Source organism: Paenibacillus athensensis (assembly GCF_004514475.2).
Taxonomy (GTDB): Bacteria; Bacillota; Bacilli; order Paenibacillales; family NBRC-103111; genus Paenibacillus_AL; species Paenibacillus_AL athensensis.
In genome coordinates, this window is sequence record NZ_MYFO02000003.1 from 313,460 (window position 1) to 329,039 (window position 15,580).

Genomic DNA, 15,580 nt, shown 5'->3' on the forward strand with positions numbered 1-15,580 from the left:
CCGCTTTGCTGATCATTTTCGGCTTTATCGTATTCAATTATTTTCGCTTTCAAGATCCGTTGTATCCCCCGGTGCTGCAAGCCGGCGTCTGGTTTTTCGTCCTGCTGCTGTTTGAAATCAACAAATCGACGTTTATTCCCGTCAGCTATTCGCTGTACGGGGTTATCATTGCCGGCGTATATACGTTCAGTCTTGGCAGCTTTGTCGGCACGCTGGGCTTTGCCAGGGACAAAGGCCGCCAGCCGCTCGTGCTGCCCAAGGTGCGGGCGAACGTGGCGTCGTGGATCATCTTTTGGCTGCCGGTTGTCGGCTTTCCGCTGTTCGTGCTGCGGGCGCTGGCAATTGGCGGCAGCGGGCCGACCGGCGTGTTTTTCATCGATCTGCGGCTCGCGCTGTCGCGGGAAAACGACCCCGCGTCCTTCGGCGTTTTTGCCTATTTGGTAACGATCAGCTTTATTTCTTTGGCCATCGAGGTGTACAAGCATATATCCGGCCGCAACCGGCTGCGGCTTGCTTTCGCCGCCCTGCTGGCAACCGCCTATGCGCTGCTGGCGACCGGGCGCACGTACATCATGCTGCCGGCCGTCATGATCGTCGGGCTGCTGCTGATTACCCGCAAGCTGAGCCCGCTCAAGGGCCTGCTCTATTTTGTCATATTCGGCCTGATTTCTTTTGCTGTTATGGGATTGATATTTAACAAGGGTGTGGATCTGGAGTCTTCCTATACCGAGAATGTGACCAGCATTACCGACAGTCTCAAGATATACATGCTCGGCTCGCTGCCCGCCTTTGATCAATATATGCAAAGCGACGTGACCTTCGGGTACGGCGGTTACATGTTTCGCTTTTTCTTCGCGCTGCTCGATGCGGTCGGCATTCATGCCGACGTGCCTGCGCTGATCCAGAGCTATCAGCAGGTGCCGATGCTCACCAATGTGTATACGATTTATCAGACGTATTACGCCGATTTTTCGCTGGTCGGGGTTGTGCTGATTCAATTTTTGCTCGGCTGCTGGCACAGTCTGCTTTATGTGAATGCGGCCAAGGGCAAGCTGCTGTACATGCTGCTGTATGCGTTTTTTCTGTATCCGCTGTTCATGCAATTTTTTCAGGATCAATACTTTAATCTGCTGTCGACGTGGCTGCAAATTATTTTGCTGCTTGTGCCGTATTGTCTTTTGCAGACGCGAAGCCGCGCGCCGCACCTGCTTGCTGAAGGGAGCTTGAAGCAATGAAGCCTACGCTGGATATCGTCATTGTTAACTGGAATGCCGGCGAGCAGCTGCGCCAATGTCTGGCGTCGATGAGCCGGGTGCGCTGCCGCGATTTTACGCTCAACCGGGTTATTGTTGTCGACAACGGTTCGACCGACGGTTCCGCTGAGGGATTGGAGGCGAGCGGCGTGCCGCTGCTGTTGCTGCTGCAAGGGCGCAATGCCGGGTTCTCCCGGGCCTGCAATGCGGGAGCGGCAGCAAGCGACGCCGACTATTTGCTGTTTTTGAATCCGGATACGATGCTGTACGAGGACAGTTTGGAGGAAGCGGTAGCGTTCATGGAGCGTCCGGCCAACGCCAAGGTCGGCATTGCCGGGATTGCGCTGGAGGATGAGAGCGGCCACGTGTCGGTCACCTGCGGACGGTTTCCGCAGCTGCGGCATTTTCTGTACCAGTCGACGGGATTGAACCGGCTGCTGCCGGGCTTGTTCCGCCATTATCTGATGAACGAATGGGACCATCGCGCCGATCGCGAGGTCGGGTTCGTGATCGGGGCGTTTTTCCTGATCCGGCGTGAGCTGTTTGTGCAGCACGGCGGCTTTGACGAGCGGTTTTTTGTCTATTTCGAAGAGATTGATCTGGCGTATCGCATATACCAATCGGGGTATTCGTGCCGCTATTTGGCAGGCTCCAAGGCGTACCATAAGGGCGGTGGCGTGTCGGAAAATGTGAAGGCGGCGCGGCTGTTTTATTTCCTGCGCTGCCGGCTGCAATATGCCTACAAGCATTTCGGACCCGTTGCGGCGCTGCTGCACCGCTGGTCGACGATGGGGCTGGAGCCGGCGGCACGCCAGCTGCTCGGCTGGCTGAAGCGCGAGCCCGCTGAGCGGCAGGAGACGCGCGAGGGCTATCGGCTGCTGCGCGAATGGCTGCGCGCCGAGCGTCCGCAAGCGGCACAGCCCCGGCAGGAAGCGGTGAAATAAGATGAAGCTCGCTGTATTTGATGTATGCGGAACGCTGTATCGCGCCAATACGATGTTCGCGTTCGTCGACGCGTACTGCCGCGGCCGGCGCGGCTATGCGGCTTTCCGCAAGCTGCGCGGCTCGCGCCCGGCCCGGCTGGCCAATGCGGTGCTGCATCGCTTGACCGGGCGCGATCTATTCCGCGCCTGGACGCTGCGCTGGCTGGCCGGCGCGCCGGCCGATGAGCTGGCCGCGTGCGGCGAGCGCCTGGTGCGCGAGACGCTGGCCGGGCTCGCACATCAGCCGGTGACGGCGCTGCTGCGCCGACTCAGCGAGGACGGCTATACGATCGCGCTGGCGTCCGGCTCGCTCGACCTGATCGTCCGGCCCGCGGCTCAGGCGCTTGGCGCGTCCCACTGGGCGGCGGCAATGCTTGGCTATACGGTCGGCGGCGCAGCGACAGGTCGCTTGCAGCAGGATTTGCTGCTGTCCAAGCGCGAATGGGTAATAGCCGGCTTTCGCGATCTGGAACGGCTTGTCGTCGTTACCGACAACAAGACCGACCGGCCGCTGGTCGAGCTGGCCGATGAGGCCTATGCCGTCACCGCTTCGGAGCGGGATCGGCGATTTTGGACGGCAATCGGTCATCCGATGCTGACGCTGCTGGAGGTCTAACGGATGAATATGTATATTCCGCTGCTGTACACCATCAAAAGCCGGCTGCCGTCCCGTCTGGAGCAGCTGTCGTGGGCGCTGAACTTCATCGCCCCGACGTTTGCGATGGGGATGTATTTTTCCAGCTTGATGTTGTGGCAGTATGCGCTGGTTTATGTGCTGGCGTTGTTCGGATTTTTTTCCATCTACGAGCTGGGTTATATGGCCAACGACACCTTTGTCGTCAAGCGTGAGACGTCGCCGACGCTGCGGCTGGGCGATTGCGACGCGTATGAGGTAGAAAGCCGCTTCGGCGCCATCGTGATCGTGCGCGTCATACTGGCGGCCGCAGCGGCGATTGCGCTCGGGCTGCTGCAGCGCGAGGCTGGCTGGCCGGTGCATTGGCTGCCGTGGGCGCTGCTGCTGCCGCTGGTTGCAGCGGCTTATTACGGCCATAACGCTGTGCGCAGCCGCTTGAATATCGTGACGTATTTTCTGCTGTCCAGCATGAAATACGCGATGATTTTGCCCTTGGTCGGGGAGATGGACCCAGTATCGCCGGCGTGGCTGCTGGCGGTGACGTTGTTCCCGCTCTGGCGCTCGATTGAGTTTGCGGCCAAGACGCGTTTTGGCCTGACCGTGCTGGGCCGGCTGTATCGCAGCCCCGATACGTGGCGAATGGCCTATTACGCGCTGATGACGCTGCTCGCTGCGCTGGCGGCTTTCATCGAGGGCGGATTGGGCGTCCGTGCGGTCGCGACGGCGCTGTTCGGCTACTTTTTGTTATACCGCGTAAGCATTTATGTGCTGCTGACGCAAGCGCCGCGATTGCGCAAGAAATATCGATAGGCAGGCGGGATGAAGCTTGGGCAAGCTGACAATTTTACAGGTATGCGCCGTCGACCTGACGGTTCGCTCCTTTCTCGTGCCGTGGGTGCATGCGCTGCAGGCGGCCGGAGCTGATGTGGCGTGCGCTTGCAAGGACACCGGCGCGTTTGCGGACCTGCGCAGCCGCGGGCTGACGATGCTCGACATCGAGGTCGTGCGGCGGATCGAGCCGTTGTCCAACCTGCGCTCGTTGTGGCGGCTGTACAAGCTGATGAAGCGCAACCGCTATGACATCGTGCAGGTGCATACGCCGATTGCGGCGATGCTGGGCCGGCTGGCGGCGCGGCTTGCAGGCTGTAAGCGTATCGTGTATACGGTGCATGGATTTTATTTTCACGAGCATATGACGCCGTGGAAATACAAGCTGATTTTTGGTCTGGAAAAATGGTTCGCCCGCCGCTGCACCGATTACATGCTGTTCGTCAGCCGCGAGGATTACGAGCTGAGCGTGCGGCACGGCTTTAAGCCGGTTGAACGGCTGTTTCACGCCGGCAACGGCGTGGATACGGACACCGCGTTCCACCCGGCGCGGATTGCCGGCGAAGCGACGGCGACGTTGCGTCGCGAGCTGGGCTTTGGCCCAGACGACGTCGTGTTCGTGTTCGTCGGGCGGCTTGTGCGCGAAAAGGGCATTATGGAGCTGGTTGAAAGCTTTCGCCGTGTGCAGGCTGAGCGGCCGCAGGCCAAGCTGCTGATTGTCGGCGAGCTGCTGGACAGCGACCGCGACCGCGAGGGCGGGCAGTGGCTGAGCGCGCAATTGCAGCTGCCGGGCATCGTCAAAACCGGCTTTCGCGCAGACATTCCTGAGCTGCTGGCAGCCGGCGACGTGTTCGTGCTCCCGTCGTATCGGGAGGGCTTGCCGGTATCGGTCATGGAGGCGATGGCGATGGGCAAGCCGGTGATTGCGACGAATATTCGCGGCTGCCGCGAGGAGGTTGTCCACGGCGACAACGGCTTGCTCGTCGAGCCGCGCGATGCGGCGGGACTGGGCGAAGCCATGCTGGAGCTGACGGATGACGCGGACAAGCGCCATTGGATGGGGCTGAGCGGTCGGGAACGCGCGGAGCGGCTGTTCAACCAGCGGCTGACGCTGGAAAAGCAGCTGCGGTATGTTCAAACATTCATGAAGGATGCGTGAAGCGACATGAAGCGAATGGTCGATGTGTGTGCGGCGTGCGTGCTGCTGTTGCTGCTGCTGCCTGTCGGGCTGATCGTGGCTGCGCTGGTTCGCTGGCGGCTTGGCTCGCCGGTGCTGTTCCGGCAGCAGAGGGCCGGCTATAGGGGCCGCCCGTTCCGGTTGTATAAATTCCGGACGATGACCGACGCCCGCGCTGCCGACGGGGCGCTGCTGCCCGATGAGGAGCGGCTGACTGCTCTGGGCAAGCTGATGCGCAAATACAGCCTCGACGAGCTGCCGCAGCTGCTGAATATCGTGGCTGGCGAGATGAGCTTTATCGGCCCGCGGCCGCTGCTGATGGCTTATCTGGAACGCTATACGCCCGAGCAAATGCGAAGGCATGAGGTTCGGCCGGGGATTACCGGCTGGGCGCAAATCAACGGGCGCAATGCGATATCATGGGAGGAAAAATTCCGGCTCGACGTCTGGTATGTCGATCACCGCAGCTGGGCGCTTGATGCGAAAATCGTCTGGCTGACGGTGCTGCGGGTCATCCGCCCGAGCGGCATTTCCCAGCAGGGACACGCCACGATGCCGGAATTCCGGGGAGGTTCGGAGCATACGCATGGACAGCTTTAATATTTTGTTTACGAGCGTCGGCCGCAGGGTTTCACTGGTCAGGCATGTGGCGCAAACGCTGCGTGAGCTAGGCGTGCCGGGCCGGATTGTCACGGCTGATTTGCAAACGACCGCGCCTGCGGGCTTTGTCGGCGACATTCGCGAGCTTGTGCCGCGCGTCACCGATCCGGGCTACATCCCGCGTTTGCTTGAGCTGTGCGTCCGGCATGACATCAAGCTGCTGATTCCGCTGATCGATACGGAGCTGCAGGTGCTGGCCGAGCACCGCGAGGCCTTCGCGGCGATTGGCGTTACTGCGCTGATCAGCTCGCCGGAGACGGTGCGCTTGTGCAACGACAAGCGGCTGACCGCGGCGTTCTTCGAGCGGATCGGCGTAGGCACGCCGCGGCTGTACGAGCCGGAGGCTGTGCTGGCCGATCCGCAAGCGGTCTATCCGCTGCTGATGAAGCCGGCGGACGGGAGCTGCAGCGTTGGCGTTACGCGGATCAGGAACGCGCGGGAGCTGGAATTTTTTCGCGACTATATCGACAACCCGTTGCTGCAGGAGTATGTGCAGGGCCAGGAATATACAATTGACGTGCTCGTCGATTGGGCCGGGCGGGCGCGCGCTGCCGTGCCGCGGCTGCGCATGGAGACGCGCGGCGGCGAAGTGAGCAAGGGGATGACGGTCAAGCATCCCGGCTTGATCGCAGCGGCGCTGCGGATTGCCGAAGCGCTGCCGGGGGCAGTAGGCTGCATCACGGTGCAGGGCTTTTTGACTGCGGACGGCGGGCTGAAATTTATCGAAATCAATCCCCGATTTGGCGGCGGGTTTCCGCTTGCGCTCGGCGCAGGGGCGGATTTCCCGAAATGGCTGATCAGCTGGCTGCTCGGCCGCGAGGTGAGCGACGACTTGCAGGGCTGGCGCGACGGCACGGTGATGCTGCGTTATGACGATGCGATTTTCGTCACGCAGGACGATATCGCCCACTGAACGGCGGCACCTGAAGGCGGCCAGATTTGGGGGGCCTACCGCGGCTGCAAAGACGACAGAAGGGGTGTGGCGGACATGGGCGTGCAAGCGATCGTATTTGATCTCGACGATACGCTGTATCCGGAGCATGACTACGTGCACAGCGGCTTTCGCGCGGTTGGCGAGTGGGCGACGGCGCGCTGGGGCATCAGCGCATTCTACGAGACGGCGGCGGAGCTGTTTGAGCAAGGCGTGCGCGGCAGCGTCTTCAACGCCGCGCTGGAGCGGCTTGGCGTCGCCTATGCCGAAGAGGAGGTAGCGGCCATGCTGGCGTTTTATCGCGGGCATCGGCCGGCGATTGCGCTGTTCGCCGATGCGGCTTGGGCGCTGGAGCGATTCGGAGGCGAATATCCGCTGGGGCTGATTACCGATGGCTATCTGGAGACGCAGCGGCGCAAGCTCGAAGCGCTTGGCATTGCCGGTCGTTTTCAGGCGCTGGTGCTGTCGGACGAGCTGGGCCGCGAGCATTGGAAGCCAAGCGCCAAGCCTTACGAGACGGCCGCCGCCAAGCTCGGAGTAGCAGCGGAAGCCTGCGTGTATGTTGGCGATAATCCGCGCAAGGATTTTGTCACGGCGCGGCGGCTGGGCTGGCGCACGGTGCGGATTGTGCGCGCGGCGGCTGCGAGTGCGGATACAGGCGCGGAGCTTGGGCCCGACGGCCGCCGCACAGCCCTCACCGAGCGCAAGGAGCCGCGCACGGCGACGGGAACGGGGACGCCAAGAAGCGGCGAATACGCGCGCGTAGAATCGCTCGGTGCGGAATATGAAGCCGAAACGACGATTGGCAGCTTGTACGAGCTGGAGGAGCTGCTGGAGCGGTGGAAGCAGAAGTAGCCGCAGGAGCAAGGGAAGCGTTGCAGGCGGAGTTGCAGGAGTTGCAGGGTACGTCGGAGCAAGGGAAGCGGTGCAGGTAGCAGACCAGGTTGCAGGGACCGCAGAAGTAAGGAGAGCAGTGTGGGAACTGATCGGGTTGCAGGAGCGAGGGAAGCAGTGCAGATAGCTTCCTGACGAAGCTGCAGTATCTGCAGTAGCAAGAGAAGCAGTGTAGATAGTTGACGAGTTACAGGATCCGCAGAAGCAGTGGGAGCGCTGCAGCCAGCATACGACAGTCACCTATCAGCAGCAGACGGAAGCGAGTGCGTCAATGGAAAGCACGGCTCTCTTTCCGGCCAAATCACGATAAAAAACGGACGTCGCCAGCGGCAGCCGGATGAAGAACAGGAGGCGAAAAGCCGATGAGAGGACAAGATGAGGACAAGCTGAAGCAAACCGGCGCTGCGTTTGCCGAGCCTGCCGGTACGCTGCCGGAGGCTTCGGCAGACGCGTCGCTCAAGCGCATTTATTTGTCGGCGCCGCATATGGGCGAATACGAGGCGGGGTATGTTGCCGAGGCGTTTGCGACCAATTGGATCGCGCCGCTGGGACCGCATGTCGATGCGTTCGAGCAGGAGCTGGCGCAATCGGTTGGCGCTGCCGGGGCAGTGGCGCTCAGCTCCGGCACGGCGGCGATTCATCTCGCGCTTCGCTTGCTGGGCGTCGGAGCGGGCGACACGGTCTTATGCTCCTCGCTCACGTTCGTGGCGACAGTCAATCCGGTGCTGTACGAAAAAGCCGTGCCCGTGCTGATCGACTCGGAGCCCGGCACATGGAACATGTCGCCGCTGGCGCTGGAGCGGGCGCTGCGCGAAGCCGCCGCCGGCGGCAAGCTGCCGAAAGCCGTCATCGCCGTCAACCTGTACGGACAAAGCGCCGATATGGACGCGCTGCAGCTGCTGTGCGCGGAGTACGGCGTGCCGCTGATCGAGGATGCAGCCGAATCGCTGGGCGCTACGTACAAGGGCAAGGCGAGCGGCACGTTCGGCCGTTTTGGCATTTATTCGTTTAACGGGAATAAAATCATCACGACGTCCGGCGGCGGCATGCTCGTCGGCGACGACCTTGCGGCGCTGGAGAAAGCGCGCTACTGGGCCACGCAGGCCCGCGACCCCGCGCCCCATTACCAGCACAGCGAAGCCGGCTATAACTACCGGCTGAGCAACGTGCTGGCAGGCATCGGGCGCGGCCAGCTGCGGGCGCTGCCACAGCGCGTCGACGCGCGCCGCCGTATCTTCGCGCGTTACGCCGCAGCGCTGGCGGGCGTGCCCGGGCTCGCTTTCATGCCCGAAGCCGCCTTCGGACGCGCCACGCGCTGGCTGACCGCGCTGACGCTCGACCCCGCTGCCGGCGGGCCGTCGCCCGCAGCGGTCATGACCCGGCTTGCCGCCCGCAACATCGAGTCGCGCCCGGTATGGAAGCCGATGCACGCGCAGCCGCTGTTCGCCGATTGCGCGTATTACCCGCACGCTCCCGGAGACAGCGTATCCGACCGGCTGTTTGCGACCGGGCTTTGCCTGCCTTCGGGCTCGGGCATGACCGACGACGAACAGGACCGCGTCATCGCGGTCCTGCAAGATAGCTTCAGCGAGAGCTAGTTCTCTTCGCTGCGATCGTTCATAATCACGCCGATCATTTTGTCCTTATGGGGCTCCAGCATCTGCTGGGCCTTTTTGATTTGCTCTTTTTTCGTAAATTGCGAACGCACGATAAACACGATGCCGTCCGCCCAGCGGCACAAAATCTTCCCGTCGGCTACCGGCAGCAGCGGCGGCGTATCGATAAACACGAAATCGTACAGCTCCCGACATTCGTGCAGAATCTGCTCAAGCCGCGAAGAACCGAGCAGCTCCGCCGGATTGGGCTTGACCGGACCGGCCGGGAGAATGCTCAGATTGGGTGTTTCCGTAGCGAGCACGGCATTACCGATCGAATCGTAGCCGGACAGCACCGTACTCAGACCGGAGCGGTTGCTGAGGCGAAAAATATGGTGCAAGTGCGGCCGCCGCAAATCGCCGTCGATGATCAGCACCCGATTCTGGTCCTGGGCAGTCAAGATGCCGAGATTGGAAACGATTGACGACTTGCCTTCACCGGCAATGGCGCTCGTAAAGACGCAAACCTTGCGGTGCTTGTCCAGTGAGGCGAATTTCAAGGAGGTGCGAATCGAGCGGTACGCCTCGCTGATCGGCGAATCGGGCTCGTAGCGGGAGATCAGCATCGCATCCTGCTTGTGCGGGGGTTGTTTGGCTCTCATAGATCAGACCTCCATCGTCAGCCGAGCGGCAGGGAGCGGCCGTTTGATTTGTTTTTATAGCTGGGAATCGAGCCCAGCAACGGGTAATCGATCAGCCCGGACAAGTCCTCCTCCGAGCGGACGCGGGTATCGATAAAATGGAAGAACAGCACAGCGGTCACCGAAACGAAAATCCCCATAATAAAAGCAATCGCCACGTTCAGCTCCTTGTTGGGCTTCACCGGAGCCGGATGGGGCCGCAGCTCGGCCGAGTCGAGAATTTGCACGTTGTTGATCGTCATGATCGTCTTGAGATTGGCGCTGAACGTTTCGGCCATCAGGTTGGCGATATCGGTAGCCACTTTGTAATCCGTATCGTTGACGGATATGCGGATCACCTGCGAGCTCGGGTTGGTCGTAATTTTGATTTGCTTGCTCAAATCGTCGGGGGTGACGGGATGTCCGGCTTGTCCCATTTGCTCGGATACGGGATTGAGAATGCGCTTGCTCATCAAAATATCCTTGTATGTGCCCATCAGCTTCTCATAAAGCATGACATCGTCAAAGGTCAACGAATAGTTGCGCTGCTCGCGTTCGTTGACCAGCAGCGTGCTGGAATTGGAGTAAACCGGCGTCAGCCGGTAAAAGCTCACATAACCGGATACGCAAGCAAACAGCATCGCTGTCAGCGCGATTATCCACCATTTTTTGCGGAGCACTCGTACAAAATCCTGCAGGCTCATATCCATCATCGGCAGCGTTCTTCCCTTCATGTTCACTAGAAGTCTGGTGACAAAGTGGCCGGAGAGTCAATAGGGAGTTGGAGAACAGCGTCAGCGGTCGCCTTTGTAGACGGATTTTCACCCCAAACGGGGTCATTCCATCGAAAAATTCGGCTACAACAGCGAGTGGAAACCGCTATCGACCGGTGGACACTGGTTTTTCACCGGACTTCTAGACTTATAGATTAAGTATACAACAGTGACGTCATTTTGTCGGGGACCGGCGTCAAAAATAAAATGGCTCCTTCCGCTAAGCGAAAGGGGCCTAAAAAAACCAATTGAAAAACGAAGCGGTCACCGAGCGCTGCTGGCTCTGGCCTTTCTTCTTCGAATGCCGGCTTGAACGGGGCGGCAGCGTGTCGGCGCCGTCCGGCGGGCGGGAGGGCGCAAGCTGCGCTTGTTCCCGCTCTAGCTGATCCCGGACAAGATCGGTCGCGGTTAAAGCAGAGCGCTGAATATCTTCAAGCGGATTGTACACGGCCAATCCCTGAATCGCCGCTTTGCGGCTGAGCTCGACGCTTGCCGTCACGATGGTGATTTGCGACAGCGTCACGTTCTGCTGCGTCGCCAGCAGCAGCAGATAATCCTGTTCGTTAGACAAGTCGACGCCGAGATTGCGGCTGTTTGTATCCGCATACATGCTGATCGAAAGCCGTCCCGGATAACGCGCGGCCAGATTTTCCACAATGGAAATGATTCTGTTCTGCTCCATCAGGCCCGAGACATAAGGGCCGATCTCCATATCGTAATAAGGGCTGATGACGATTTCATTATTCATCACCCACGCCTCCAGCAGCTCCGGCCGTCGGGTGAGGATGTAAGAGTCGATAAACAAAATTTTGTGGTGCGTAGGGGAATGGGAGGAGACGGCGGCAGAAGGCGCAGCTTCGCCGTAAGTCTTTTCCAGCGTAGGCGCCGTTTCCCGAACGCCTGTTGCGGCGCGGGACAAATGAGCGCTTACAAGCTGGTTGTAAACGTCGTGTGTACAATACACGTAGTGGTTACCGCGGTTATTATCGAGAACGAGCAGCAGGGGCAATCCGTCCGTGGACTGGACGACGGCCATAGATTCGTTCTGCGAACGCTTTCTTGTCCACTTCTGTATCTTCTCGATATGAACTTCGATTTCCGTATTATGTTCGGTCAAAAACAAATATATCGTACCGGGGCTACCGTCGGGCATGAACTGAATCTCAGTCGTGTAAATGCGCAACTCCCCATACCGCTTTTGTAGCCGTTTAGACGAATTAAAGAACATCGTCTACACTCTCCTGACAATGGAAATTGCCTATTATCCTTGATTATATCATAAATTGTATGACTGCTTAAACAAAAAAATGAGCGAGACGTTAAATTTTTTAGGTGAAACGCACTGGAATTCGCAACGTATAATTTACTATACTATAAGAACGCAATGATCCATGATTCTATAAAGAAAGAGCTGATATAAATGGCCAACGGAACACAGGAGCCGTTCGTGGTCGGCAGCAAGAGTTTTACCGCCGTCGCGATCAACACGGCTGCAAAAGCTGGGGAATGGATCAAGAGCAAATTGGGCGACGTACAAAGCATCGGGGTCAAATCCTCGGCCCAGGACCTTGTAACGGAAGTGGACAAGGGGACGGAGAAGCTGATTCGCAACTTGATTCTCACGCATTTTCCGCAGCATATGGTGCTGGGAGAGGAGGGCGTGGAGCCAGGGCCGGCGGCTTCGGCCAAGGCGGTGCGCGATGCAGCGGACGCTGAATATTTGTGGATCGTCGATCCGCTGGACGGCACGACGAATTTTGTGCACGGGTTCCCGTTTTTTTCCGTGTCGATTGCTTTGGCGCATAAAGGCGAGGTGATCGTTGGCGTCGTTTACGATCCGATTCGCGACGAGCTGTTTGTTGGCGAAAAAGGCAAGGGCGCCTATGTGCGCGGGCGCAAAACGGTGGTTTCCAGCGAGCTGTCGCTGGCGGAAAGCATCGTGGCCGGCGGTTTTCCGCCTGATCGCGAGGGGGCGCTGCCCCTGAACTTGAAAGGACTGCAGGCGGTTGCGCCCAAGGTGCGGGGCATTCGCATGGGCGGTTCGGCGGCGCTGCATCTGGCCTATGTGGCTGCCGGCCGGCTGAGCGGCTATTGGGAGATCGGACTGAATGCCTGGGATATTGCTGCCGGGGCGCTGCTGGTGCAGGAATCGGGCGGCCGGGTGACCGGCACGGCGGGCGAGCCGTTCGGGCTTGAAGTGCGCAACCTGCTGGCTACCAATGGCGGCATTCACGACGAGCTGCAAGCAACGCTGGAGCAAGCCGGAGCGACCGGCTTGTAAGCCGGCGGGACAAGCTGGTCTCGTTTTTTTGCAGCGATAGCCGCTATATGGCAGTGAACGTGGAAGGAGATCGCTTTGATCCTGTGCTGTGGGGCGGGACGAGCGATCTTCTTGGCGTCTTCACAGGCATTGCGATTCGCCGAGCCGGGCGGCTGCCCACTCGTGCAGAGGCGCCGAAATCTGTGTGTTTAGCTGCTCTTGCGTGCCTGGCAGGAGTAAGGACATGTCCGTGAACGCGGGCGTAAGCGGAAAGGAGCGTGTGCGTCGGGGCGGGGAAGCGCTCAGGCGTTCAGGCTTCAGGCGTGCGTCCGCTCTTGATTCGCTGCCCATAACGGAGCGATGCAGGCTTCCAGCATGGCGATCAGCTGCATCTTATGATCCGCGGAAATCGTACCTTGATCGTTGAGAATATCGTTTCTCATCCGAATCAGCACGTATAAAGGGGGAAAGCCGGCGTCGCGGAACGTCTCCAGCATAGCTGCTTCTTGTGGGGTTATTGGCATGTCGGGTCCATCCTTTCCGGTTGCTGCTTTCATTATAAAGTCTGACGTCAGTGTCAGAGTCAAGCGGCTGCTTCCGCAACCGCAAGCTGACCGTTGCGCTGCCGCAAGGTTGGGGCTGCAGCTTTGGCGGACTTGCGCGACACGGATTTGACAGCCTCCGTACGGCCGGCGCCACGCTCCGCCAGTCGCGCGAGGCGCGGAAAGCCCGGAGCGTGTGCGTCTGTACGACGGTTATCAGCTCCGCGCTCTTGTGTTCTTCCATGCGCTGCTGCAAAGAAAGCAATGGAACATTGATGAAAAAGCTGGTACAATATGCTTAGTTTTGATTGTTAACCTTGGCGATTGATTCTGGTTGACAATTGCTGTCGAAATGTGCGGAAAAGGAGGAGCTGGCATGAGCGCTGGCGTTGGAGGCATTTTTATTACCGGCACAGATACCGATGTCGGAAAAACCGTCGTCACCGCGGGGCTGGCCGCGGTGCTGGAGCGCCGTCGCGCCGTTCCCGGCGGCGTCAGGCTGTGGAAGCCGGCACAGTCCGGCTTCCGGGCCGGCGAGCCGGGCGCGGACAGCTACCGGCTCGTGATGGCCAGCGGCGTGCGGCAGACGGAGGCGTCAACCGCCTCCTATTCGTTCGCAGCGCCGCTGGCGCCCTGGACTGCCGCTGCCCGTGAGGGGCGGCAGATCGATATGCCCGCGCTCGTCGCCGCAGGGCGGCAGCGGCTGGCCGAAGCCGGCCTGCTGCTGGTCGAGGGCGCGGGCGGGCTGCTCGTGCCGCTGACCGGCGAGCAGCTGGTGGCCGATCTGGCCGTGGCGCTCGGCCTGCCGCTGCTCATTGTGGCGCGGCCGGGGCTTGGCACGGTCAATCATACGCTGCTGACCGTGCGGACGGCCCGCAGCCTCGGGCTCGACGTGATCGGCGTCGTGCTGAATGGCTGCCGGGCGGAGCAAGCGGAGGCCGCTCGCGACAACGCGCAGATGATCGAGCGGTTTGGCGCTGTGCCCGTGCTGGGCGTGCTGCCGTGGCTCGGCGCGGAGCCCTGCGAAGCCGGCGCTGCTGCGGAGCAGCCTGCCGGCGAACGGGCTGCCGGAGAGCCGGCGGCCGGCGACCGCGCTCCCGAGCAGCAGACCGCTGCAGAGCGCGCTGCCGGGAATGAGGCAGACGACGGGCAGGCTGTGGAAGCGGAAACGGGCTGGGGCGCGTGGCGCGACAAGCTGGCCCGTGCGGTCGAGGCCAGCGTGCATTGGGAGCCATTGCTCGCGTACATACGGAAATAGGGGGCTTTTGGAGCCTGAGCATTCGATAATTAGTTGATGGAGGTCGTTTATAATGACATTGATGAATACGCAAACCGATTGGAACCGCTTGGCCGACAAGGCGCTGCAGGGCGAGCTGCTGACGATGGAGGAAGGGCTGGCGGTGCTGGAAGCCGACGACGACGAGCTGCTGGCGGTTATGCAGGCCGCTTTTAAGGTGAGAAAGCATTTTTACGGCAAAAAGGTCAAGCTCAATCTGATTATCAACGCCAAAAGCGGTCTCTGCCCCGAGGATTGCGGCTACTGCTCCCAATCGATTGTGTCCAAAGCGCCGATTCAGAAGTATCCGCTGCTGGAAAAGGACGTGCTGGTGGACGGCGCGCGCCGGGCGATGGAGCTGAAGGTGGGTACGTATTGCATCGTGGCCAGCGGACGCGGCCCGACGAATCGCGAGCTGAATGAAGTTGTGGAAGCGGTCAAGGAAATCAAGGCGACGATGCCGATGAAGATTTGTACGTGTCTGGGGATTTTGTCCGAGGAGCAGGCCGGACTGCTGGCTGAAGCGGGCGTGGACCGCTACAATCATAACCTCAATACGAGCAAAAGCAATTTCAACAACATTACGACGACGCACACGTACGACGACCGGGTCAATACGGTGGAGAAGGTGAAAGCGTCCGGCATGTCCCCGTGCTCCGGCGCGATTGTCGGCATGGGCGAGTCGAATGAAGAAATCGTGGAAATCGCTTATGCGCTGCGCCAGCTCGATGCCGATTCGATTCCGGTTAACTTCCTTAACTCGATCAAGGGCACGCCGCTGGAAAACAACAAGGAGCTCAATCCGCGCAAATGTCTCAAGGTGCTGGCGCTGATGCGTTTGATCAACCCGAGCAAGGAAATCCGCGTCGCCGGCGGCCGCGAGGTCAACTTGCGTTCGATGCAGGTGTTGGGTCTGTACGCAGCCAATTCCGTGTTTGTCGGCGACTATTTGACGACGGAAGGCCAAGAAGCCACCGAGGATCACAAAATGATCGAGGACATGGGCTTCGAGATCGAGATTTGCGCGCTGTAACAGGGCTGTGACCGATGACGGAGCGAGAATATGGCTTGGAAAAGGAAGCTGGCGTCGCGCA

General features: G+C 60.1%; 16 protein-coding genes. 12 read left to right on the plus strand and 4 right to left on the minus strand.

The window, feature by feature from the left end; genetic code table 11:
• Nucleotides 1-5 precede the first annotated feature (5 nt).
• The 9 genes from B5M42_RS07865 (at nucleotide 6) to B5M42_RS07905 (ending at nucleotide 8,958) form a co-directional block, all read left to right on the plus strand.
• The gene (locus tag B5M42_RS07865) at nucleotides 6-1,235 is read left to right on the plus strand and encodes an O-antigen polymerase (RefSeq protein ID WP_167690153.1); all 1,230 of its coding nucleotides are present in this window, start codon (nucleotides 6-8) and stop codon (nucleotides 1,233-1,235) included.
• Nucleotides 1,232-2,197: a glycosyltransferase family 2 protein gene (locus B5M42_RS07870; protein WP_134755473.1), complete on the plus strand. Its 966-nt coding sequence runs from the start codon at nucleotides 1,232-1,234 to the stop codon at nucleotides 2,195-2,197. Before B5M42_RS07865 ends, B5M42_RS07870 begins: the two co-directional genes overlap by 4 nt.
• Nucleotide 2,198: 1 nt before the next feature.
• A complete protein-coding gene (locus tag B5M42_RS07875) occupies nucleotides 2,199-2,852 on the plus strand; it encodes an HAD family hydrolase (RefSeq protein ID WP_134755475.1) in 654 nt (217 codons plus the stop codon).
• 3 nt (nucleotides 2,853-2,855) lie between these two features.
• Nucleotides 2,856-3,680, plus strand: a complete 825-nt coding sequence (locus B5M42_RS07880) for a hypothetical protein (protein ID WP_134755477.1) — start codon at nucleotides 2,856-2,858, stop codon at nucleotides 3,678-3,680.
• Between the two features lie 16 nt (nucleotides 3,681-3,696).
• Nucleotides 3,697-4,857, plus strand: a complete 1,161-nt coding sequence (locus B5M42_RS07885) for a glycosyltransferase family 4 protein (RefSeq protein ID WP_134755478.1) — start codon at nucleotides 3,697-3,699, stop codon at nucleotides 4,855-4,857.
• A 6-nt stretch (nucleotides 4,858-4,863) separates the two neighbouring features.
• Nucleotides 4,864-5,475, plus strand: a complete 612-nt coding sequence (locus tag B5M42_RS07890) for a sugar transferase (protein WP_134755481.1) — start codon at nucleotides 4,864-4,866, stop codon at nucleotides 5,473-5,475.
• Nucleotides 5,462-6,448, plus strand: coding sequence for an ATP-grasp domain-containing protein (locus tag B5M42_RS07895; protein WP_134755483.1), 987 nt, complete (start codon nucleotides 5,462-5,464; stop codon nucleotides 6,446-6,448). Before B5M42_RS07890 ends, B5M42_RS07895 begins: the two co-directional genes overlap by 14 nt.
• Nucleotides 6,449-6,523: 75 nt before the next feature.
• Entirely contained in the window at nucleotides 6,524-7,321 is a 798-nt protein-coding gene (locus tag B5M42_RS07900; RefSeq protein ID WP_134755485.1) for an HAD family hydrolase, read from the plus strand.
• A 524-nt stretch (nucleotides 7,322-7,845) separates the two neighbouring features.
• Complete coding sequence (locus tag B5M42_RS07905) at nucleotides 7,846-8,958, plus strand: DegT/DnrJ/EryC1/StrS family aminotransferase (protein ID WP_230632803.1); 1,113 nt, start codon at nucleotides 7,846-7,848, stop codon at nucleotides 8,956-8,958.
• Here B5M42_RS07905 and B5M42_RS07910 read toward each other — a convergent pair.
• The 3 genes from B5M42_RS07910 to B5M42_RS07920 form a co-directional block, all read right to left on the minus strand.
• Nucleotides 8,955-9,617 carry a CpsD/CapB family tyrosine-protein kinase gene (locus tag B5M42_RS07910; RefSeq protein ID WP_134755489.1) on the minus strand — a complete coding sequence of 221 codons (663 nt, stop codon included), beginning with the start codon at nucleotides 9,615-9,617 and terminating at the stop codon, nucleotides 8,955-8,957. The two genes, B5M42_RS07905 and B5M42_RS07910, sit on opposite strands and share 4 nt — an antisense overlap.
• Before the next feature lie 17 nt (nucleotides 9,618-9,634).
• The gene (locus B5M42_RS07915) at nucleotides 9,635-10,348 is read right to left on the minus strand and encodes a YveK family protein (RefSeq protein WP_167690155.1); all 714 of its coding nucleotides are present in this window, start codon (nucleotides 10,346-10,348) and stop codon (nucleotides 9,635-9,637) included.
• Between the two features lie 295 nt (nucleotides 10,349-10,643).
• Nucleotides 10,644-11,636 carry a hypothetical protein gene (locus tag B5M42_RS07920; protein ID WP_134755493.1) on the minus strand — a complete coding sequence of 331 codons (993 nt, stop codon included), beginning with the start codon at nucleotides 11,634-11,636 and terminating at the stop codon, nucleotides 10,644-10,646.
• 192 nt (nucleotides 11,637-11,828) lie between these two features.
• Here B5M42_RS07920 and B5M42_RS07925 point away from each other — a divergent pair, with 192 nt between their 5' ends.
• On the plus strand, nucleotides 11,829-12,689 hold the full coding sequence (locus B5M42_RS07925) for an inositol monophosphatase family protein (RefSeq protein WP_134755495.1): 861 nt from the start codon (nucleotides 11,829-11,831) through the stop codon (nucleotides 12,687-12,689).
• 296 nt (nucleotides 12,690-12,985) lie between these two features.
• On the opposite strand, the gene B5M42_RS07930 is transcribed toward B5M42_RS07925, so the two are convergent.
• A complete protein-coding gene (locus B5M42_RS07930; protein WP_134755497.1) occupies nucleotides 12,986-13,192 on the minus strand; it encodes a hypothetical protein in 207 nt (68 codons plus the stop codon).
• Nucleotides 13,193-13,586: 394 nt separating this feature from the next.
• On the opposite strand from B5M42_RS07930, the gene bioD reads away from it, so the two are divergent.
• On the plus strand, nucleotides 13,587-14,468 hold the full coding sequence (bioD, locus tag B5M42_RS07935) for a dethiobiotin synthase (protein ID WP_167690157.1): 882 nt from the start codon (nucleotides 13,587-13,589) through the stop codon (nucleotides 14,466-14,468).
• 52 nt (nucleotides 14,469-14,520) lie between these two features.
• Nucleotides 14,521-15,519 (plus strand): biotin synthase BioB, encoded by a 999-nt coding sequence (bioB, locus tag B5M42_RS07940; protein WP_209280757.1) that lies wholly within the window; start codon nucleotides 14,521-14,523, stop codon nucleotides 15,517-15,519.
• The last annotated feature ends 61 nt before the right edge of the window (nucleotides 15,520-15,580 follow it).

What these genes read in the sequence shown, in the direction of transcription:
- B5M42_RS07870 (WP_134755473.1), top strand. Translation starts at nt 1,232, where the DNA reads ATGAAGCCTACGCTGGATATCGTCATTGTTAACTGGAATGCCGGCGAG.
- B5M42_RS07875 (WP_134755475.1), top strand. Translation starts at nt 2,199, where the DNA reads ATGAAGCTCGCTGTATTTGATGTATGCGGAACGCTGTATCGCGCCAAT.
- B5M42_RS07880 (WP_134755477.1), top strand. Translation starts at nt 2,856, where the DNA reads ATGAATATGTATATTCCGCTGCTGTACACCATCAAAAGCCGGCTGCCG.
- B5M42_RS07890 (WP_134755481.1), top strand. Translation starts at nt 4,864, where the DNA reads ATGAAGCGAATGGTCGATGTGTGTGCGGCGTGCGTGCTGCTGTTGCTG.
- B5M42_RS07895 (WP_134755483.1), top strand. Translation starts at nt 5,462, where the DNA reads ATGGACAGCTTTAATATTTTGTTTACGAGCGTCGGCCGCAGGGTTTCA.
- B5M42_RS07900 (WP_134755485.1), top strand. Translation starts at nt 6,524, where the DNA reads ATGGGCGTGCAAGCGATCGTATTTGATCTCGACGATACGCTGTATCCG.
- B5M42_RS07905 (WP_230632803.1), top strand. Translation starts at nt 7,846, where the DNA reads ATGGGCGAATACGAGGCGGGGTATGTTGCCGAGGCGTTTGCGACCAAT.
- B5M42_RS07910 (WP_134755489.1), bottom strand. Translation starts at nt 9,617, where the DNA reads ATGAGAGCCAAACAACCCCCGCACAAGCAGGATGCGATGCTGATCTCC.
- B5M42_RS07915 (WP_167690155.1), bottom strand. Translation starts at nt 10,348, where the DNA reads ATGATGGATATGAGCCTGCAGGATTTTGTACGAGTGCTCCGCAAAAAA.
- B5M42_RS07920 (WP_134755493.1), bottom strand. Translation starts at nt 11,636, where the DNA reads ATGTTCTTTAATTCGTCTAAACGGCTACAAAAGCGGTATGGGGAGTTG.
- B5M42_RS07925 (WP_134755495.1), top strand. Translation starts at nt 11,829, where the DNA reads ATGGCCAACGGAACACAGGAGCCGTTCGTGGTCGGCAGCAAGAGTTTT.
- B5M42_RS07930 (WP_134755497.1), bottom strand. Translation starts at nt 13,192, where the DNA reads ATGCCAATAACCCCACAAGAAGCAGCTATGCTGGAGACGTTCCGCGAC.
- bioD (WP_167690157.1), top strand. Translation starts at nt 13,587, where the DNA reads ATGAGCGCTGGCGTTGGAGGCATTTTTATTACCGGCACAGATACCGAT.
- bioB (WP_209280757.1), top strand. Translation starts at nt 14,521, where the DNA reads ATGACATTGATGAATACGCAAACCGATTGGAACCGCTTGGCCGACAAG.